Raw genomic sequence first — 19,815 nt, forward strand, 5'->3', positions numbered from 1 at the left:
TCCCGGTTGATCAGTGGTCGGTGTTCGCGTCGGGTTCCGGTCCACCCCGGAGCCAGGCGCCGGTGCGGGCGTCGCGGATCGCGCTGGGGGCGTCGCGCCCGCCACATTCTGCCTGCAGGATCGCATCGATGTCCGCCCCGAGTTGTGAGGTAACGCAATCCCAGGTGCGGCAGGGCTCCGCGCCGGCGCGGTTCGCGCTGGTCGAGACCAGCGCGCTGTCGACGGCGGCGCACAGCGCACGTGCGGCTGGATGGGCGGTTACGCGCACGGCCAGGCTGTCGTGTTCGCCACGCAGTAGGATGGGGCAGTCAGGGGTTACGGGTAGCAGCCAGGTTGTGGGGCCGGGCCAGCTCGCGTCGATCTCGGCCTGGCGGTCGGCGGGCAGCGGGGCCAGCCAGGGGGCAAGGCGGTCGAGCCGGTCGCTGACCACGATCAGCCCCTTGGCCGCCGGTCGACCCTTCAGTGTCAGGATGCGTTCGATGGCCTCCGGCGCGTCCGGGCGGCAGCCAAGGCCGAAGACCGCCTCGGTGGGGTAGGCGATCACCCCGCCGTCGCGCACGTGGTGCGCGACGGGATCGATCTCGGCGGTCAGCAGCGGGGCGTTATTCCGATCCACGATCGCCGGAGGGCTCGGCACTCAGGCGGTTGTCGCCAGCGCCGGCGGACTTCGCAGTAGACGACTTCTTCGCCGGGGTCTTCTTGGCGGTGGTCTTCTTCGCGCCCGTCTTGCTGGCGGTGGCCTTCTTCTTGGTCGCCGGTTTTTTCGCGGATGTCGACTTGGCCGACGTCTTGCTGGCGGTCTTGCCCTCGGTCTTGCTAGAGGACTTGGCAGCGGTCTTGCCCGTGGACTTGGTCGCCCCCTTGCGTCCGCGGCCCTTGCGTTCCGGGGCGGCGGCGATCAGTTCCTGACACTGTTCCAGCGTCAGGGACTTGGGGTCGGTCTCTTTCGGGATCTTGGCGTTCTTGTTGCCGTCGGTCACGTAGGGGCCGTAGCGCCCGTTCAGGACCTGGATGCCTTCCGCGTCGAAGCTCTTGATGAAGCGTTCGGCGTCCTTTTTCTTCTTCTCGGCGACGACCTCCAGCGCGCGTGGCAGCTCGATGCTCCAGACATCGTCGTCCGGGCCCAGCGACGCGTACTTGGAGCCGTACTTCACGTACGGGCCAAAGCGGCCGATGTTGACCATCACCGGTTCGCCCTCGGGGGTCTCGCCGAGATCGCGCGGCAGCTTGAACAGCTCCAGCGCCTCCTCGAGGGTGACCTTGTCCATCTTCTGCCCGGGCAGCAGGCCGGCGAAGCGCGGCTTCTCCTCGTCGTCCTTGGTGCCGATCTGCACGATCGGTCCGAACCGGCCCAGGCGTACGCTGACCGGGCGCCCGCTTTGCGGGTCGGGGCCCAGCTCGCGCGATTGCACTGCCTCGGCGCGGGTCACGTTCTCTTCTTTTTCCTTCACCCGGTCGCGGAAGTCGCCCCAGAACGCTTCCAGCACCGGGACCCAGTCCTTCTCGCCGCGCGAGATGGCATCCAGCTCGTCTTCCAGCTTCGCGGTGAAGTCATAGTCCACGTAGCGGTCGAAGTGCTGGGTCAGGAAGCTGTTCACGATCCGGCCGGTGTCGGTCGGGATGAAGCGCTTGCCATCCATCTCCACGTACTCGCGCGACTGCAGGGTGGAGATGATGCTGGCGTAGGTGGAGGGGCGGCCGATACCGTATTCCTCCAGCGTCTTCACCAGGCTGGCCTCGGTGTAGCGAGGCGGCGGCTCGGTGAAGTGCTGGTCGGCGGTGACTTCGTTCAGTTTGACGCTGTCGCCCTCGGCCATTTCCGGCAGGCGCTTGTCCTCGTCGTCGTCCTGCGTGTCGTCGCGGCCCTCCTGGTAGACCGCGATGAAGCCGGGGTCGACCAGGGTGGAGCCGGTAGCGCGGAACTGGTGCTGGGTCTCGCCCGGGACCAGGTCAGCAGCGACGGTGTCGAAGGTCGCGTGGATCATCTGGCAGGCGACGGTGCGCTTCCAGATCAGGTCGTACAGGCGTGCCTGGTCGCTGCTCAGGCGATCGCGTATCTCGTTCGGCACGTGGCGCACGGAGGTCGGGCGGATGGCCTCGTGGGCCTCCTGCGCGTTCTTGGACTTGGTCTTGTACTGGCGCGGGCTGTCGGGGACATTGTTGGCCCCGTAGCGCTCCTCGATCAGACCGCGGATTTCGCCGATCGCCTCGCCGGCCAGGGCCACCGAGTCGGTACGCATGTAGGTGATCAGGCCGATCGCGCCGGAGCCGAGGTCGATTCCCTCGTAGAGCTGCTGGGCGGTGCGCATGGTGCGGCTGGCGGTGAAGCCGAGCTTGCGCGAGGCCTCCTGCTGCAGGGTCGAGGTGGTGAACGGCGCGGCCGGGTTGCGGCGGCGCTGCTTCTTCTCGACCTTGGCGACCCGGAGCTCGCCGCTGGCGGCGTCGGTCAGGCGTTTCTGGGCGTCGTGCGCCAGCTCGGTGCTGTTGAGGTCGAACTGGTCCAGCTTGTTGCCGTCCAGGTGGGTCAGGCGCGCGGTGAATGACTGGCCCTGGCGTTCGGTCAGGGCGTCGAGCGTCCAGTACTCGCGTGCGACGAAGGCCTCGATCTCGTTCTCGCGCTCGGCAATCATGCGCAGGGCCGGGCTCTGCACGCGCCCGGCGGACAGGCCGCGCTTGATCTTGCGCCACAACAGCGGCGAGAGGTTGAAGCCGACCAGGTAGTCCAGCGCGCGGCGCGCCTGCTGGGCGTCGATCAGCGGCTGGGCCAGGTCGCGCGGGTGCTCGATCGCTTCCTGGATCGCCTTCTTGGTGATCTCGTGGAACACCACCCGGTGCACGTCGCGGTTTTCCAGCAGGCCGCGTTCGCGCAGGACCTCGTGGAGGTGCCAGGAGATCGCCTCGCCTTCACGGTCGGGGTCAGTCGCGAGGATCAGGTCGTCGGACTTCTTCAGCGCCTTGGCGATCGCCTCGATCTGTTTCTCGCTGCGCTCGATGATGTCGTACTTCATCCGGAAGCCGTCTTCCGGATCCACCGCGCCCTCCTTGGGTACGAGATCGCGTACGTGGCCATACGAGGCGAGGACCTGGTAGTCGGGACCCAGGTACTTCTCGATGGTCTTGCCCTTGGCGGGGGACTCTACAATGACGAGGTGCTTGCTCATGTGGCTCGGGACCGTCTCCGTGGCAGCGGGTTCCGTGTCGGGGCGGTGGCGGTTGCAGGCATGCAACCGGGTTCACGGGCGCTAAAGACTAGATGAGGAAAACGCCTGTGGCTACCGCGTAACCATCGAAAGACGGTGGTCAGTGCAGATAATCCACGGCACTGGGGCCCGAGTCGTCGCGCATCACCTCTTCCAGGCGGGAATAGGCGATCGCGTCGTCGGGCTGGTTGAACAGCACCATCAACACCACCCAGCGCAGCTGGTCGAGGTCGATCTCCTCGGCATCCAGCTCCATGACGCGATCCAGCACCAGCTCGCGGGTGCCGGCCGTCAGCAGGCCGTTCTGCTCCAGGTGCAGCAGGAAGCCGTGAGACTCGGTGTCCAGGCGCTTGCGCTCCTCGGGGGCGTAGATCCGCTGGGCGGCACCGTCCCCGCCGCGGCCTGCCAACGGGGCCTCGCTCATCAGGCGGTCCAGCCAGCCGAGGGCGCGATCGATCTCGCGCCGGGCGAAACCGGCCTCCACCAGGTGGCGCTCCAGTTCCGAGCGGTCCGGCTCCTCGTCGGATTCCTCGTCGATGGTGTGCTCAAAGAGATACATGAGCACATCCAGCACGTTCTCGTTCATGATTCGGGGGATCCTGCGTCGAGGCGCTGGAAGCGCCCGTGGTCGAGGGCGGCCACGCGGCCATGGAGTTCAAGCAAAACCAGCATGGATGAAAGCTGTTCGATGGTCAATTTGGTGCGCTCGCGCAGGGTTTCCAGTGGGACCGGGTCGAAACCCATCGCGTTCAGCACGCGTTCCTGCTCCGGGTCCAGCGGTTCGCTGGTGGGTTCCGCCGGAACAACTGGGGCGTTGGGCGGCACGCCTAGCCAGTCCGCGAGGTCGTCGAGGATCTCGTCGGCCGACTCCACCAGTTGGGCGCCGTCGCGGATCAGTTGGTGGCAGCCCCGGCTGGCGGGGCTGAGTACCGAGCCCGGGACCGCATAGACCTGGCGCCCCTGCTCGGCGGCCAGCCGCGCGGTGATCAGCGAACCGCTCTTCAGGGCCGCCTCGACGACCAGGGTGGCCAGCGAAAGCCCGCTGATCACCCGGTTGCGCTGCGGGAAGTTCCGCGCCAGTGGCCGGGTATCGGTGGGCCATAACGAGACGACCAGGCCATGGTCCGCGATGCGATGGGCGAGCCGGCGATGCTGGGCGGGGTAGATGCGGTCGGGCCCGGTGGCGACCACCGCGATGGTGCGCCCGCCGGGTGCGGCCAGGGCGCCCTCGTGGGCCGCGCCGTCGATGCCGCGCGCCAGGCCGCTGGTGACCGTGAGCCCGGCCGTGGCCAGCTCGCGCGCGAATTCGCTGGCCAGGCGCTCGCCCTGCGGGGTCGCCTCGCGGCTGCCGACGATCCCCACTTGCGGGGCGCGCAGCAGTTCCGGGTTGCCGTTCAGGTACAGCACTGGCGGTGGGTCGGGGAGCTCGGCCAGCAGGGGCGGATAGGCGGGGTCGTCGAGGCACAGGAGGTGATGCCGGGGATCGGCATCGAGCCAGGCCCGGTCGGCTTCGGCCCCTTTGTCGCGGGCCTGGCGCGCGGCATCGTCCAGCTTGAGGTCGATGCCCGCGCGCTGCCATTCGGCGGTGGGGGCGTCGAGGGCGTTGCCCGGAGTGCCGAAGGCCTCGACCAGTTGCAGCATGCGCCGCGGGCCGAGGCCGGGGGTGTTGATCAGGCGTAGCCAGTCCTGGTGCGGAGCGGCCGCCGATTCGGCATCACGCATGAAGCCGGGCCGCAAGTCCGGTCAGGGGGCGCGAACCTTGTCACCCTCGCGCAGGGTGCGTTCGGCCTCGGTTACCAGCACGTAGGAGACCTTCTCGAAGGTCTGGAAGACCATTACGGTGCCGACTTCTTCTTCCGGCAGGGTGACCACGTCGTTGGCGCGATCACTGATCGGGTCGCGCACCTCGCGTCCGGCGGTGAAGGCCGCAAAGACGTGACCGTTCTCGATGCCGTCGCGCTCGCCGCGGTTGATGATGGCGGCCTGCAACTGGCCGATCTGGCTGATGGCGTCGAACAGCGAGATGATCGTGCCCTCGGCGCCGGCCGGCGCGCGGCCAATGTCGAACAGCCGGTCCTGCTCTTCGGCATACGGCACCAGGCGGTCGCCACGGATGGCCTCGCGTTCGCCCTTGCGGATATCGGCGCGGGCGACGTTGCCCGGCTCGATGATCTCCGCCTCGCCCACCGGCAGGGTCGCGACGCCCAGCTCCTCGCCGGTATCCGGGTCGATCAGCATGCCGTCGTGGCGCACGATGTGGTAGAGCTCGTACTGTTCGGTGTCTTCGGCGTTGCGCACGTAGACGCGGTCGCCGGGGCCGAAGATCACGCGCTCGTCCTGCGAGGCGAGGACATACGGCGCGTTCTCCAGGGTCTCTTCGTCCAGCACCTGCGGCCGGAACATGAACGACTGCAGGGTGGAGATGGGGGAGATGTCCTCGTCGCGCTCCACCACCCGGGCCTCGGGCGACAGGCGATGGGTCGGGCGCACGCGCGGGCCGCCGTCGACCATGATGTGCGGCTGGCCATCCACGTAATGAATGCTTAGCACGTCACCCGGATAGATCAGGTGGGGGTTCTCGATCTCGGGGTTGACCAGCCAGATCTCCGGCCAGTACCAGGGGTCCTGCAGGAACATCGCGGAGATATCCCAGAGCGTGTCGCCCTTCTTGACGACGTAGCGTTCCGGCGCGGATTCGCGGATCTCCGGCTCGGCCTCGGCCTCGGCGGAGCTGCGTCGTTCCAGTGCGTTGCGCGACTCGCGGGCGGCAGCTTGCGTTTCGCTGGTGTCGGATACAGCCGTTTCGGCGCTGCCATTCTCTGGCGTGGCCGCGCAGGCGCTCAGCAACAGCGTTACACTGAAGAGAATGCCCGGCAGAACGAAGGTCGTGGTGGCCCTGGTCTTGTACATTTTAGTGTCCCCTGTCAGGTCCGCGCGCTCCCCGAGCCTTCCTGTGGCCCGGCCCCAGTCGGATGACGCAACTCCGCGGATATTGCGGTCCAACGTTAGCAGAATTGCGACGTCTGTACAGTACAAAGTTTGAGGTTTTTTCATGGCCAAGCGTGAAATCCTGCACTTCCCCGATCCCCGGCTACGCCTGAAGGCCGAGCCGGTCGCCGAGGTGGATGACGAGATCCGTACCCTGGTGGACGACATGTTCGAGACCATGTACGAGGCCCCGGGCATTGGCCTGGCGGCCACCCAGATCAACGTGCAAAAGCGAGTGCTGGTGGCGGATGTCTCCGATGATCAGAGCGCGCCGCATGCCTTGATCAACCCCGAGATCCTGGAAACCTCCGGCGAGGAGGAGATGGACGAGGGCTGCCTGTCCGTGCCCGGTTTCTACGAAAAGGTGCAGCGTGCCGACCGCATCCGCGTGCGCGCCCTGGGGCGCGATGGCCAGCCCTTCGAGCTGGACATCGACGGGCTGCTCGCGGTGTGCATCCAGCACGAGATCGACCACCTCGACGGCAAGCTGTTCGTCGATTACCTGTCCAGCCTGAAGCGCAGCCGCATTCGCAAGAAGCTGGAGAAGCAGGGCGTCCGCACCGGGGCGGGTGACAAGGCCGCGGTCCCCGCGGTCTGATGGGGGTGGCGGACACGGACGTCGACTCCCTGCGCATCGTCTATGCCGGGACGCCCGATTTTGCAGTCCCGGCGCTGCAGGCCCTGATCGAGAGCGGGCATGCGCCGGTCGCGGTCTACACCCAGCCGGACCGCCCGGCGGGGCGCGGGCGCAAGCTGCGCCCCGGCCCGGTCAAGCAGGTCGCCGAGGCCGCGGCGCTGCCGGTAGTGCAGCCGGAGAGTCTCAAAACCCCTGAGGCCCAGGCGGCGCTCGCGGCCTGGCGCCCGGATATCCTGATCGTGGCGGCCTACGGGCTGATCCTGCCGCGCGCGGTGCTCGCGATCCCGCCGCTCGGCGGTCTCAATATCCATGCCTCGTTGCTGCCGCGCTGGCGCGGCGCGGCGCCGATTCATCGTGCCATCCTCGCGGGGGATGCCGAGACCGGGGTCTGCCTGATGCAGATGGCCCCGGGGCTGGATACCGGCCCGGTGCATGCCTGCCGGGGTGTGACGATTACGCCGGAGACCACCACCGGAAACCTGCACGACGTTCTCGCCCGTGAAGGCGCCGCACTGCTGGTCGAGCAGCTCCCGGCGATTGCCGCTGGCGAGTCCGCCTCCTTGCCGCAGGATGATGCGCAGGCCACCTATGCCCGCAAGCTGGAGAAACAGGAGGCCTGGATGGACTGGTCGCAACCGGCCGTCGCCCTGGATCGCCAGGTACGTGCCTTCAACCCCTGGCCGGTGGCCCAGACCGGCTGGCAGGGGCAGGTGGTGCGGGTGTATGCCGCGACCCCGTTTGCCGGACCGGCCGAGGCGGCGCCGGGGACGATTCGAAATACTGGGGTGGACGGCGTCGACGTGGCCACGGGCGACGGCATCCTGCGGCTGCAAACGGTGCAGCTGCCGGGACGTCGCCCGGTCGCGGCGGCCGACTGGGCTCGTAATGCCGACCTGGTTGGTCAGACCCTGATGGGGGCGGTCTAATGGCAGGCAAGCAAAAGCGTGTGGTGCCCTCGCGGGTGGATTCGCGTTCGCCGCGTCAGCGTGCGCTGGAGGCGGTCGAACGCGTGGTGCTGCAGGGGCAGTCGCTGACCCGGGCGGTGGAGCTGGTGACCGAGGGGCTCGCGGCGCGCGATGCCGCCTGGGTGCAGGCCCTGGCCTACACCACCCTGCGCTGGTATCCGCAGCTGGAGGGGCTGGTCGGCGGGTTTCTCGACCGACCGCTGCGCAAGAAGGATGCGGTGATCGGCGTGCTGCTGGCGCAGGGCCTGGCCGAGGTCCTGCATTTCGGTACGCGGGATCATGCGGCGGTGCGCGAGACGGCCGAGCTGGCGCGCGAGATCCATCGACCCGGCGCGGTGGGGCTGATCAACGCGGTGCTGCGCCGTGCCCTGCGCGAGCAGGATGCGCTGGCCGCCCGGATCGAGGCGGAGCCGGGCCTGCGCTATGCGGTCCCGGACTGGTTGCTGGAGGCGATTCGCGACGCCTGGCCCGAGGACTGGGAGACGCTGCTGGAGGCCTCGACGCTGCCGGCGCCGATGACCCTGCGGGTGAACCTGCACCGTGACAGCCGCGAGGCGGCGCTGGAGGCGCTGGCCGCTGCGGGGACGCCGGCCCGGCCGCACCCGGTGCTCGCCAGCGCCCTGACCCTGGAGAATCCGGTCGACGTCGGGGCGCTGCCGGGGTTTGCCGACGGGGCGCTGTCGGTCCAGGACGCCTCGGCGCAATGGGCCGGGCACCTGCTGGATCCGCAGCCGGGGGAGCGGGTGCTGGATGCCTGCGCGGCCCCGGGCGGCAAGACCGGGCACCTGCTGGAGCGCGCCGGTGGCCAGTTGGACCTCACCGCGCTGGACAATGACCCGGAACGCCTCGAGCAGGTGCGCGAGAATCTCGACCGGCTGGGCTTCGACGCCCGTCTGGTCGCCGCCGACCTGGAGGCCACCGACGACTGGTGGGACGGCCAGGCCTTCGACGCGATCCTGCTGGACGTGCCCTGTTCCGCCACCGGCGTGATCCGGCGTCACCCGGATATCAAGACCCTGCGCCGAGCCGAGGACATCCCGCGCCTGGCGGCGGAGCAGGCCCGCCTGCTGGCCGGCGCCTGGCGCCTGCTGCGCCCGGGCGGGCGGCTGCTGTATGCCACCTGCTCGCTGCTGTCGCCGGAAAACGAGGCCGTTGTGGCCCCGTTCGTGGCCGCGACCGCGGATGCGCGGGTGCTTCCCGTGAACGGCGATGCGGGGATCCCCGGAAGCCGGCCGCGCGAGGTCGGCGTGTCGCTGCCGCTGGGGCTCGAGGGCGGCGATGGCTTCTACTATGCGCTCCTGGAGAAGCAGGCCCCCTGATGCCGAGCGGCGCCTCCCCGTGGCGCGGGCCCTTCGTGGCGCTGTGCTGCCTGTTTGCTCTGCTGGCGCTGCCTGCGCCGGCTGCGGCGGTGGAGATCCGCGGCGCCAATCACCTGTGGCTGGACGACACCACTGTGCTGGTGCGTCTCGATATCGACATGCGTCTGCCCGCCGTGCTGGAAGCTGCCCTGGCCAACGGCGTGACCCTGGAGTTCGAGGCGGAGGCCCGTCTGGAGCGCGGTCGCCGGGTGGGGCGCGACACCCTGGCGAGCGAGACCCGCCGGGTCCAGCTGCAATACTTTGCGCTGAACCGGCACTACCTGGTAACCGCGGTGACCGACGAGCGCATGGATCTGAAACCGACCCTGGGGGATGCCCTGGACCAGGTCGCCCGGCGGCTGGGCCGGCTGCGCCTGGATGGCATTCCCGCTTCGGCGCGCGCGAATCCCGGGGAGTTCGACGTGGCGGCGCGCCTGATGCTGGTGTACTCGGCGCTGCCTCTGCCCCTGCAGCTGGATGCCGGGTTGCGCGGTGACCTGACGACGCGACAGGAGTGGCGGCGATGGTCGCTGGACTGAGGGGCTTCCCGTGGGGGCTGTTCGGCATCGGGCTCCTGTTCGTGCTGCTGCTGACCTCGCTGGTAGTGATGGGCGATGCGGCCCAGAACCAGGCGCGCTTCGAGCAGCTGTTCCTGTGGCTGCTGGTGTTCCACGTCGCCGTGCTGGTGGCGCTGGGCGGGCTGATCATCTATCAGGTCGCGCGCATGGCGATCCAGTATCGCCGCGGGGTCCCCGGCAGCCGGTTGACCCTGCGCCTGGTTGCGGTGTTCATGCTGGTGGCGGTGCTGCCGGTGTCCGTTGTCTATTACTTCTCCTTCAAGTTCCTGAACGAGGGCGTGGATTCGTGGTTCGACGTGCGCGTGGAGTCGGCGCTGGAGGATGCGCTGGAGCTGTCGCGCTCGTCGCTGGATCTGCGGGTGCGCCAGCTGGCGAACGAGACCCAGGAACTGATGAGCGATCTCGAGGGGGTCTCGGAGGGGCTGGTGCCGCTGGCGCTGAACGACTATCGCCGCCAGGTCGGGGCGCAGGAGCTGACTCTGGTCGGCTCCAACAACCGCATTATCGCCTCCAGCACCGACAGTCCAATCCGTCGTCTGCCGACCCCGCCCGGGTCCGACATCCTGATGCGGGTGCGCCCGGAACAGCCGTATTCGCGGCTGGAGCCGCAGCCCGACGGCTCGCTGATCATCCGCGTGGTGGCCACCACCAGCAGCCGCCGCCCGGGCTCGGAGAACCGTATCCTGCAGGGCATCTACCCCGTGGACCCGCGCATGAGCGCGTTGTCGCTACGGGTGCAGGACGCCTTCGCCGACTATCGCGAATTCGCCTACCTGCGCGGGCCGATGATCCAGGGCTTTGTGTTCACCCTGTCACTGGCGCTGGCGATCTCGCTGATGGCTGCGCTGTGGGCGGGGCTGCTGGTGGCGCGGCGCATGGTGCGCCCGATCTCCGACCTGGTGCAGGGCACACGCATGGTCGCCCAGGGCGACTACAGCACCCGCCTGGCGGTGCAGCGCGCCGACGAGCTGGGTTTCCTGGTGCAGTCGTTCAATACCATGACGCGCACCCTGAACGAGGCGCGCGACGAGGCGGAACGCAACCGCCGCCTGCTGGACGCCGAGCGCGCCTACCTGGAGAGCGTGCTGCAACACTTGCGCTCCGGCGTGCTGGCGCTGGATGGCAGCCTGCGCCTGCGTACCGCGAACGCCGCGGCCAGCGAGATCCTGGAGTGCGACCTGCAGCGGGCGCGCACCCGGGTGATGTCGGAGGTGGGCGCCGAGTGCCCGCTGGTGGCGCAGTTTTTCGAGGCGATCAGCGATGCCCTGGTGCGCCAGGAAGAAGAATGGTCGCGCCAGGTGGTGGTGTTCACCCGTAGCGGGCGCAAGGTGCTGATGACCCGTGCGGTGTGGCTGCCGACCTCGGGGTCCAGCCGCGGTCTGCACGCGATCGTGTTCGACGACATGACCGAGTTCCTGAAGGCCCAGCGTGACGCCGCCTGGGGCGAGGTGGCGCGCCGCCTGGCGCACGAGATCAAGAACCCGCTGACCCCGATCCAGTTATCCGCCGAGCGCCTCTCAAGGCGTCTGGGCAAGGTGCTGGAGGGGGCGGATCGCGAGGTGCTGGATCGCGCCACCGGGACCATCGTGCAGCAGGTGGAGGCGATGAAGACCCTGGTCAACGCCTTCCGCGACTATGCCCAGGCCCCGCAGCTGGAGCGCGCGTCGGTGGATCTGAACCAGCTGATCCGGGACGTCTGCGAGTTGTACCTGGACCAGGACGGGCGCTCGCGCGTCGATGTCACGCTGGATGCGTCCCTGCCGCGAATCCATGGCGACGCCGGGCGTCTGCGCCAGTTGCTGCACAACCTGATCAAGAACGCCCTGGAGGCGGGCGAGGGCCACGAGGACATGGAGGTGCATGTCGCCACGGCGTATCTCGACGACTCGGCCGGGCCGCATATCGAATTGCGCGTGATCGACACCGGCCCGGGCATCAAGCCGGAGTTCCTCGAGCGCATCTTCGAGCCCTACACCACCGACAAGCCGCGTGGAACCGGTCTCGGTCTGGCCGTCGCGCAGAAGATCGTGGAGGAGCATGGCGGCATGATTGAGTGCCATAATGCAGAGTCCGGGCCGGGCGGGGCGGTCTTCCGCATCCGCATCCCGGTGGAGCATGGTCCGGTGGTTCACGAGGAGCCCGAATGAGCGAAGCCTACATACTCGTAGTCGACGACGAGCCGGACATCCGCATGCTGCTGCAGGATGTGCTGGAGGACGAGGGCTATCAGGTAGCACTCGCCGGCTCCGTGGCCGAGGCCAAGGCGCAGCGTCGCAGTCGCCGCCCGGACCTGATCCTGCTGGATGTCTGGATGCCGGACGGTGATGGGATCTCCCTGCTCAAGGAGTGGGGCGATGACGAGGGGCTGCCCTGCCCGGTGGTGATGATCTCCGGTCACGGCAACGTCGAGACCGCTGTGGATGCCACGCGCCTGGGCGCCTACGACTTCATCGAGAAGCCGTTGTCCATCGACAAGCTGCTGATCACCCTGAACAATGCCCTGGAGGCCGCACGCCTGCAGCGCGAGAACGTGGGCCTGAAGCGCCACGCCGGTACGGTGGCCGACCCGGTGGGCGACAGCGCCACCATGGTGAACCTGCGCGACCAGGTGCAGCGCATGGCGCAGCACGATACCTGGGTGCTGATCACCGGCGAGCCAGGCGTGGGCAAGCAGACCTTCGCGCGGCTGCTGCATGCGCGCAGCGCGCGCCGCGAGAGCCCGTTCATCGTGGTCTCGGTGGGGTCGCTCTCGGGCGAGGAGGCGATCGCCGAGCTGTTCGGCAGCGAGCAGGGAGAACACGTGCGCTATGGGCTGCTGGAGCAGGCGGCGGGTGGCGTGCTGTTCCTGGACGAGGTCGCGGAGATGGATCTGCAGACCCAGGGGCGGTTGCTGCATGCGCTGGATACCCAGCGCATCACCCGCATCGGCGGCAACCAGCCCATCAGCGTGAACGTGCGCGTGATCGCAGGGAGCCAGTACGACCTGGCCGAGGCGGTCAAGCAGGGCCACTTCCGTGAGGACCTGTACTACCGGTTGAATGTCCTGCCACTGACCATCCCGCCCCTGCGCGAGCACCCCGAAGACATCCCGGAACTGCTGGAGTGTCATATGCGCCACCTGCACCAGCAGGAGGGGCTGCCGCCGCGCGCCTTCCAGCGTCCGGCCCTGGAACGGCTGCAGCAGTACCACTGGCCGGGCAACGTGCGCGAACTGCGCAACCTGGTGCAGCGGCTGATGATCCTGGGCTCGGGCGACGAGATCACCCGCGACGAGGTGGAGCGGACCCTCAGCGGGCAGCCGCAGCGCGCCGAGGAGGGCGGCGAGGGGACGGTCGCCATCCCCGATCTGCCGCTGCGCGAGGCGCGCGAACAGTTCGAGCGCGAATACCTGCAGCAACAGCTGGAGCGCTCCGAGGGCAACATGACGCGCCTGGCGGAACGGGTGGGGCTGGAGCGCACGCACCTGTACCGCAAGTTCAAGGCGCTGGGGATCGACCCCAAGCGCGTGAAAACCGATAGCTGAACCTGCTCCGGGACGGGAGACGCATGAAGCACATCATCATCCTCGGGGCCGGGCAGGTCGGGCAGTCGCTGGCGGAGGCGCTGAGCGCCGACGGGATCGACATTACGGTGGTCGATTACCGCGCCGAGATGCTGGCGGAGCTGGAGGATCGTTTCGACATCAAGACCGTGCACGGCTTTGCCGCGCACCCCTCGGTGCTGGAGGCAGCCGGTGCGCAGGACGCGTCCATGCTGATCGCGGTTACCAACTCGGACGAGACCAACATGGTCGCCTGCCAGGTGGCCTCCACGCTGTTCAATATCGAGACCAAGATCGCCCGTGTGCGGGCCCGCGACTATCACGAGACCCCGGCGCTGTTCGCCCAGGACGCGATGCCGGTGGACATGCTGATCTCGCCCGAGGCCATCGTGACCAGCCACATCCAGCGCCTGATCGAGCACCCCGGGTCGCTCCAGGTGCTGGAATTCGCCGAGGGCCGAGTTTCGCTGGTGGGGGTGCGCGCCTACTACGGTGGCCCGCTGGTCGGGCACGAGCTGAAGAATCTGCAAAACGACATGCCGGGCATCCAGACCCGGGTGGCCGCGATCTTCCGCAAGGATCGCTCGATCCAGCCGGATGGTTCCACGGTGATCGAGGCCGATGACGAGGTGTTCTTCGTCGCGGCGAAGAAGAACATCCGCGCGGTGACCTCGGAGCTGCGCAAGCTGGAAAAGCCCTACAAGCGGATCATGGTGGCCGGTGGCGGCAACATCGGCGAGCGCCTGGCCGAGACCCTCAGCAAGCGCTACCGGGTCAAGGTGATCGAGCGCGATTCCGAGCGTGCCGATCATCTGGCGCGGACCCTACCCAGCAATGTCCTGGTGCTGCACGGGGACAGCTCGGATGACCGCTTCCTCGAATCCATCAACGTCGAGCACAGCGACGTGTTCTGCGCGGTCACCAACGACGACCAGGCGAACATCTTCGCCGGGATGCTGGCCAAGCGCTGGGGCGTGCGCAAGGTGATGTCGCTGATCAATCGGCCGAGCTACGTGGACCTGCTGCAAAGCGGGACGATCGATGTCGCGATCTCGCCACAGCAGGCGACCATCGGTGCGCTGCTAGCGCGGGTGCGCGAGGGCGGAACCGCCACCGTGCATGCCCTGCGCCGCGGTGCGGCCGAGGCGATCGAGACCGTGGTCAACGGCGATGCCCGGACGTCGCAGGTGGTCAGCCGCCGGATCGACGAGATCGACTTTCCCGAGGGCACTCGCGTCGGAGCGGTGGTGCGGGGCGAGGAGGTCATCATCCCCCATCGCGACACGGTCATCGAGGCCGGAGACCACGTGATCCTGTTCGTGACCGATCGGCGCAAGGTGAAGCAGGTGCAGCGCCTCTTCCAGCCCACGGCGCTGTTTTTCTAGGCGCAGCGCGCGGATGCTCCATCTCGCCTCCACGGCCCGGCTGCTGGGTGTCCTGCTGACGCTGTTCAGTCTGGCGATGCTGCCGCCGGCGGCCATCGGCTTTCTGTACGGGGAGTCCACCGCGTACGTGTTCCTGCAGGCCTTCGCCCTCCTGTTGCTGATGGGCGGTCTGCTGTGGGCGCCGCTGTACCGCATGCGCCAGGACCTGCAGGCGCGCGACGGCTTCATCCTGGTGGTGCTGTTCTGGCTGGGACTGGGGATCGCCGGGGCGACACCGCTGTACCTCGATCCGAACCTGCACGTGTCCTTCACCGATGCCGCCTTCGAGTCGATGTCCGGGCTGACCACGACCGGCGCCACCGTGCTGACCGGGCTGGATGATCTGCCGCGGGCGCTGCTGTGGTATCGCCAGCAGCTGCAGTGGATGGGCGGCATGGGGATCATCGTGCTGGCGGTGGCCATCCTGCCGCTTCTGGGCGTGGGCGGCATGCAGCTGTTCAAGGCCGAGACCCCGGGGCCGATCCGCGACAACAAGCTGACGCCGCGTATCGCCGAGACCGCGCGCAACCTCTGGTACATCTACCTGGGCCTGACCGTGGCCTGCGCGCTGGCCTACTGGGCCGCCGGCATGGATGCCTTCGATGCGATTGCGCACTCCTTCACCACCGTGGCGATTGGTGGCTTTTCGACCTATGACGCCAGCATCGGTCATTTCGACTCCGTGGCGATCGAGATGGTCGCCATCGCGTTCATGGTTCTGGGCGGGATGAACTTTGCTCTCCACTTTCTGGTGCTGCACCGCGCGACCTGGAAGCCTTACCGGCGGGACGAGGAGTTACGCGCCTACCTCCTGGTGCTCGGCTCGGCGATCGTCCTGGTGGTCGGTTTCATGCTCTGGAGCGGGTTTACCGATCAGTTCGGGGATGCATTGCGCCGCGGGGTCTTCCATGTCGTGTCCATTGCGACCACGACGGGCTATGCCACAGACAGCTTCTACCTGTGGCCCGGTTTCCTGCCTGTGCTGTTGATCCTCCTGTCGTTCATCGGTGGCTGTACCGGTTCCACCGGTGGTGGCATGAAGGTGGTGCGCGTGCTGCTGCTGGTGAAGCAGGGGCTGCGCGAGATCAAGCGTCTGATCCACCCGCACGCGCGGATCGCCGTGAAGGTCAACGGGAAGGAGGCCCCGGATCGCGTCGTGCAGGCGGTGTGGGGCTTCCTGGCGGCCTACGTGATGGTGTTCGTAGTGATGATGCTGGGGCTGATGGCATCCGGTCTGGATCAGGTCACCGCGTTCTCGGCAGTGGCGGCCTCGCTGAACAACCTGGGTCCCGGTCTGGGCGAGGTCGGGCCCAACTTCCAGTCGATCAACGATTTCAGCAAGTGGGTCCTGGTGGTTGCGATGCTGATGGGGCGCCTGGAAATCTTTACCGTTCTGGTGCTTCTGTCGCCCGCCTTCTGGCGGCGTTAGCCTGACTGTACGTATCGGCACGCGCCGAGGGAGGTACCCCATGAGCGACATGATCGAACGCTTCCAGAATATGCTCGACGGCGGCCAGGATTCCGCCATGCTGCGTTTCTCGCTGGGCAATGCCCTGGCGACCGATGGCCAGCTGGAGGCCGCAGTGCCCCATCTGCAACGGGCGCTGGATCTGGACGGCGGCTATTCCGCGGCCTGGAAGCTGCTGGCGAAGACGCTGGTGGAGCTGGAGCGCCCCGAGTCGGCCCTGTCCACCTGCGAGCGCGGTATCCGCGTGGCCACCGAGAAGGGTGATCTGCAGGCCGCGAAGGAGATGGAGGTCTACGCCAAGCGCGCCCGCAAGCAGCAGGCCGCCACGGACGGGCCCACCGACGGTGCCGGGGGCGCATGAGCGCTGTCGACGACGAAACCGGGCGGCGCGAGGGTGCTGGTGCCTACCAGGCCCCGCTGACCGCCGCGCACTTCGCCCCGCGTTACTGGGGCAGCTGGCTGTTGCTGGGCCTGGCCTGGGTGCTGCAGGAGTTGCCGCGCCCGGCCGTGCGCGGTCTCGCCGGCGGGCTGGGCCGGCTGATTCGCCGGTTGGCCGGGCGCAGTCGGGCGGTGGTCGAGCGCAACCTGGAGCTGTGCTTCCCGGCGATGAGCGCCGCGGAGCGCGCCCAGCGCCTGGAGGCCTATTACCGCTACCAGGCGCAGACGGCGCTGGACTACGGGTTGCTGTGGTTCGGCAAGCCCGGCCAGCACGCCGCCCGCATTCGCATCGAGGGTCTGGAGCACTACGAGCGCCTGCGCTCCGGCGGGACGCCAGTGATCATCCTGGCGCCGCATTCCCTGGGGCTGGATTACGGCGGCGTGCGCATGAGTCAGATGTTCGACGGCGTGTCCTTCGCCAAGCCGATGAAGAACCCGGTGCTGGAGTGGATCAACCACCGCAGCCGCACGCGCTATTCCGGCGATATCTTCGCCCGCGGCCAGGGCCTGCGCCCGGCCATTCGCCAGCTCAAGCGCGGTCGCTTCTTCTATTACCTGCCGGACGAGGACCTGGGCGCGGAGGGCGCGGTATTCGTGGATTTCTTCGGTGTGCAGAAGGCCACGCTGACCGCGCTGGCGCGTCTGGCGCGCATGTCGAAGGCGGCGGTCCTGCCCAGCTTCGCCTGGTATGACGCGGCGGCGGACCAGTACGTGATGCGCCTGTGGCCGCCCCTGGAAGACTATCCCTCGGGGGATGATGCCGTCGATGCGCGGCAGATGAACGCCGCCATCGAGCGTGGCATCGAGCAGGCCCCGGCGCAGTACCTGTGGTCCATGCGCCTGTTCCGCACCCGGCCCGAGGGCGAGCCGCGCCTGTACCCCGCGCGCGAGCGCAAGGGAAACACTGATTAATGCACACACTCGCGTTGGCACCCCAGGTTTTCCGAGACAAGGCGCGTCGTGCAGCGGGTAGTGGTTCTACCCGCAAGCGGCGCAACGCAGGATCGGGGAACCTGGGGTGCCAACCCCACGGGGCTCGGCCGCTTTTGCGCGCGCACGGCGTTGCGGCTCCCTTGTGCAGAATGACTGCACGGCAGTCACCGCGCCTTGTTCGCACGCAAAAGCGACTCGAGCGCGAGCGCGTGCATTAATCAGTGTTTCCCTAACTCCGCCGGCCATGCCCGAGGGCGACACGATCCACAAGCTGGCCGCCGCGTTGCGGCCGGTACTGGAGGGCGCAACGCTGACGGCGGTAGCGACCCGCGCCCGGCGCGGCGATCCGTTGCTCGAGCATGGCGCGATGACCGCCGGGACCGTGCAGGCCCGGGGCAAGCACTTGTTGCTGGATCTTGCAGCTGCGGATGGCCGGCCGTGGCAATTGCGCACCCACCTGGGGATGTACGGGACCTGGCACCAGTACGCCCCGGGTGTCGCCTGGCACAAGCCGGCCTCCAGTGCCTGGGCCATCCTCAGCCTCCCGGAGCGGGTGCTGGTCTGCTTTCATCCTCGCGAGCTGCAGTGGCGCCCGCGCACGGCGGGGGCGGCGGATGTCCCGCGTCTGGATGCCCGTGTCGGCCCTGATCTGCTGGACCCGGCGATCGACCTGGATGCCGTGGTCATGCGGGTGCGGACCGTCGCGGACCCGGCGCGCCCGATCCTGGATGTGCTGCTGGATCAGTCGCTGGCGGCGGGCATCGGGAACATCTACAAGTCAGAGGTGCTGTTCCTGCAAGGCTGTCACCCGCTGTGGCCTCTCGGGCAGGTATCGCAGCGGGTGCTGGCGGGGCTGTACCGCGATGCCGAGCGGCTGCTGCGGCGCAACCTGAAGCCGGGTCCGCGCATCACCCGCGAGCGCGCGGAGGAGGGGGCGTTCCTGAACGTCTATGGCCGCCGTGGCGAGCCCTGCCGGCAGTGCGGCGCACCGGTCGAATATGCCCTGCTGGGCGAACACGGCCGCTCGACGTACTGGTGCCCTGTCTGCCAGCCGAGGGAACCCGCCGCCTGAACACAGGTACCAATGGACATCGGACCGAACAAGGAGCGAGCCATGAGCAAGCGCAAACATATCCTGGGACGTGTAACGGTGGTTCCCATGACCGTGGGCCTTCTGGTGGCATGCACCGGGTCCTCCGGGGTCTCGGCCGAGGGCCTGGAGGGCGGGCAGCAGGATCTGCAGGTCAGCGTGCTGCACGAGGAACTGAATCACCCCTGGGCCATCGCCTTCCTGCCCGAAGGCGGTGCACTGATCAGCGAGCGCCCGGGCACCCTGCGCTGGTTCGAGGACGCCGAGTCCTTCGACGGGCGGGGTGTGCGGGTCCCGGGGTTGCCGGACGACCTGCAGGCGCGCAACCAGGGCGGTTTGCTGGATCTTGCCCTGCATCCGGAGTTCGCCGAAAACCGCTGGCTGTACTTCACCTACTCGGCGAGCGTGGAGGGCGGACTGACGACCCGCCTGGCGCGTGGGCGCTTCCAGGATGGCGAGCTGCAGGACGTGGAGACGCTGTTCACCGCCGAGCCGGGTGTCAGCGGCGGCCGCCACTTCGGCAGCCGCATCGTGTTTGACCAGGCCGGGTACGTGTACATCAGCGTGGGTGACCGCGGCGATCGCGATCATGCGCAGGACACCTCCACCCATATCGGCAGCATCATCCGTCTGCATGACGATGGTTCGGTGCCGGACGACAACCCGCTGGTGGATGAACCCGATGCCCGCCCGGAGATCTGGGCCTGGGGTGTGCGCAACCCGCAGGGCATGGTGATGGACCCCGAGACCGGCACCTTCTGGCAGAACGAGCATGGCCCGCGCGGGGGTGACGAGGTCAACATCATTGAACCTGGCCTGAACTACGGCTGGCCGGTCATTACCCACGGCGAGGAATACCGTGGCGGCCAGGTGGGCGAGGGTCTGACCGAGAAGGAGGGGATGGAGTCACCGCTGCATCACTGGACGCCTTCCATTGCCCCGTCCGGCATGGCGATCCTGCGCGATCCGGCCTTTGCCGACTGGGATGGTGACCTGCTGGTCGGCGGACTGGCGCACCAGACGCTGCGCCGCCTGACCTTCGGCGGGCGCGACCTGGTCAATGAGTCCGAGGTGCTGCCGGATCTGGATCGCCGTGTGCGCGACGTGCGCGTGCACGAAGGCGCAATCTACGTACTTACCGACCACAATCCGGGGGAGCTGATCCGGCTCACCCCGGCCGACTGATGGAGTCGCC

Annotated in this window: 17 protein-coding genes; 12 read left to right on the forward strand and 5 right to left on the reverse strand. The window is 68.1% G+C overall.

What is annotated here, in order from left to right; genetic code table 11:
* Positions 1–10 precede the first annotated feature (10 nt).
* From G315_RS0103895 to G315_RS0103915, 5 genes are all read right to left on the reverse strand, one after another.
* Entirely contained in the window at positions 11–616 is a 606-nt protein-coding gene (locus tag G315_RS0103895) for an L-threonylcarbamoyladenylate synthase (protein ID WP_019611974.1), read from the reverse strand.
* A complete protein-coding gene (locus tag G315_RS0103900) occupies positions 603–3,161 on the reverse strand; it encodes a DNA topoisomerase I (protein ID WP_018176248.1) in 2,559 nt (852 codons plus the stop codon). The genes G315_RS0103895 and G315_RS0103900 overlap by 14 nt, the downstream gene beginning before the upstream one ends.
* A gap of 139 nt (positions 3,162–3,300) precedes the next feature.
* Positions 3,301–3,786, reverse strand: coding sequence for a DUF494 family protein (locus tag G315_RS0103905; RefSeq protein ID WP_018144651.1), 486 nt, complete (start codon positions 3,784–3,786; stop codon positions 3,301–3,303).
* Positions 3,783–4,922 carry a DNA-processing protein DprA gene (gene dprA / locus G315_RS0103910; protein ID WP_019611975.1) on the reverse strand — a complete coding sequence of 380 codons (1,140 nt, stop codon included), beginning with the start codon at positions 4,920–4,922 and terminating at the stop codon, positions 3,783–3,785. Before dprA ends, G315_RS0103905 begins: the two co-directional genes overlap by 4 nt.
* A 21-nt stretch (positions 4,923–4,943) precedes the next feature.
* Complete coding sequence (locus G315_RS0103915; RefSeq protein ID WP_019611976.1) at positions 4,944–6,110, reverse strand: LysM peptidoglycan-binding domain-containing protein; 1,167 nt, start codon at positions 6,108–6,110, stop codon at positions 4,944–4,946.
* A 142-nt stretch (positions 6,111–6,252) separates the two neighbouring features.
* Between G315_RS0103915 and def the strand changes: the two genes are divergently transcribed.
* From def to G315_RS0103975, 12 genes are all read left to right on the forward strand, one after another.
* Positions 6,253–6,786, forward strand: a complete 534-nt coding sequence (gene def, locus G315_RS0103920) for a peptide deformylase (protein WP_018938922.1) — start codon at positions 6,253–6,255, stop codon at positions 6,784–6,786.
* Positions 6,786–7,751: a methionyl-tRNA formyltransferase gene (fmt, locus tag G315_RS0103925; RefSeq protein ID WP_018144647.1), complete on the forward strand. Its 966-nt coding sequence runs from the start codon at positions 6,786–6,788 to the stop codon at positions 7,749–7,751. Before def ends, fmt begins: the two co-directional genes overlap by 1 nt.
* The gene (gene rsmB, locus G315_RS0103930) at positions 7,751–9,109 is read left to right on the forward strand and encodes a 16S rRNA (cytosine(967)-C(5))-methyltransferase RsmB (protein WP_018144646.1); all 1,359 of its coding nucleotides are present in this window, start codon (positions 7,751–7,753) and stop codon (positions 9,107–9,109) included. The genes fmt and rsmB overlap by 1 nt, the downstream gene beginning before the upstream one ends.
* Positions 9,109–9,687, forward strand: a complete 579-nt coding sequence (locus G315_RS0103935) for a DUF4390 domain-containing protein (RefSeq protein WP_018144645.1) — start codon at positions 9,109–9,111, stop codon at positions 9,685–9,687. Before rsmB ends, G315_RS0103935 begins: the two co-directional genes overlap by 1 nt.
* Positions 9,672–11,873, forward strand: coding sequence for an ATP-binding protein (locus G315_RS0103940; RefSeq protein WP_018144644.1), 2,202 nt, complete (start codon positions 9,672–9,674; stop codon positions 11,871–11,873). The genes G315_RS0103935 and G315_RS0103940 overlap by 16 nt, the downstream gene beginning before the upstream one ends.
* Entirely contained in the window at positions 11,870–13,249 is a 1,380-nt protein-coding gene (locus G315_RS0103945) for a sigma-54 dependent transcriptional regulator (RefSeq protein WP_018144643.1), read from the forward strand. Before G315_RS0103940 ends, G315_RS0103945 begins: the two co-directional genes overlap by 4 nt.
* A gap of 23 nt (positions 13,250–13,272) precedes the next feature.
* A complete protein-coding gene (gene trkA / locus G315_RS0103950) occupies positions 13,273–14,652 on the forward strand; it encodes a Trk system potassium transporter TrkA (protein ID WP_018144642.1) in 1,380 nt (459 codons plus the stop codon).
* Positions 14,653–14,665: 13 nt separating this feature from the next.
* Positions 14,666–16,120, forward strand: a complete 1,455-nt coding sequence (locus tag G315_RS0103955) for a TrkH family potassium uptake protein (RefSeq protein ID WP_018144641.1) — start codon at positions 14,666–14,668, stop codon at positions 16,118–16,120.
* A 40-nt stretch (positions 16,121–16,160) separates the two neighbouring features.
* The gene (locus G315_RS0103960; protein WP_018144640.1) at positions 16,161–16,520 is read left to right on the forward strand and encodes a tetratricopeptide repeat protein; all 360 of its coding nucleotides are present in this window, start codon (positions 16,161–16,163) and stop codon (positions 16,518–16,520) included.
* Positions 16,517–17,509 (forward strand): lysophospholipid acyltransferase family protein, encoded by a 993-nt coding sequence (locus G315_RS0103965; RefSeq protein WP_019611977.1) that lies wholly within the window; start codon positions 16,517–16,519, stop codon positions 17,507–17,509. The genes G315_RS0103960 and G315_RS0103965 overlap by 4 nt, the downstream gene beginning before the upstream one ends.
* Before the next feature lie 265 nt (positions 17,510–17,774).
* Positions 17,775–18,602 carry a DNA-formamidopyrimidine glycosylase family protein gene (locus G315_RS0103970; RefSeq protein WP_019611978.1) on the forward strand — a complete coding sequence of 276 codons (828 nt, stop codon included), beginning with the start codon at positions 17,775–17,777 and terminating at the stop codon, positions 18,600–18,602.
* Between the two features lie 42 nt (positions 18,603–18,644).
* The gene (locus G315_RS0103975; RefSeq protein WP_019611979.1) at positions 18,645–19,805 is read left to right on the forward strand and encodes a PQQ-dependent sugar dehydrogenase; all 1,161 of its coding nucleotides are present in this window, start codon (positions 18,645–18,647) and stop codon (positions 19,803–19,805) included.
* Positions 19,806–19,815 lie beyond the last annotated feature (10 nt).

Source organism: Thioalkalivibrio sp. AKL7 (assembly GCF_000381705.1).
In the GTDB taxonomy this organism is placed as follows: Bacteria; Pseudomonadota; Gammaproteobacteria; order Ectothiorhodospirales; family Ectothiorhodospiraceae; genus Thioalkalivibrio; species Thioalkalivibrio versutus.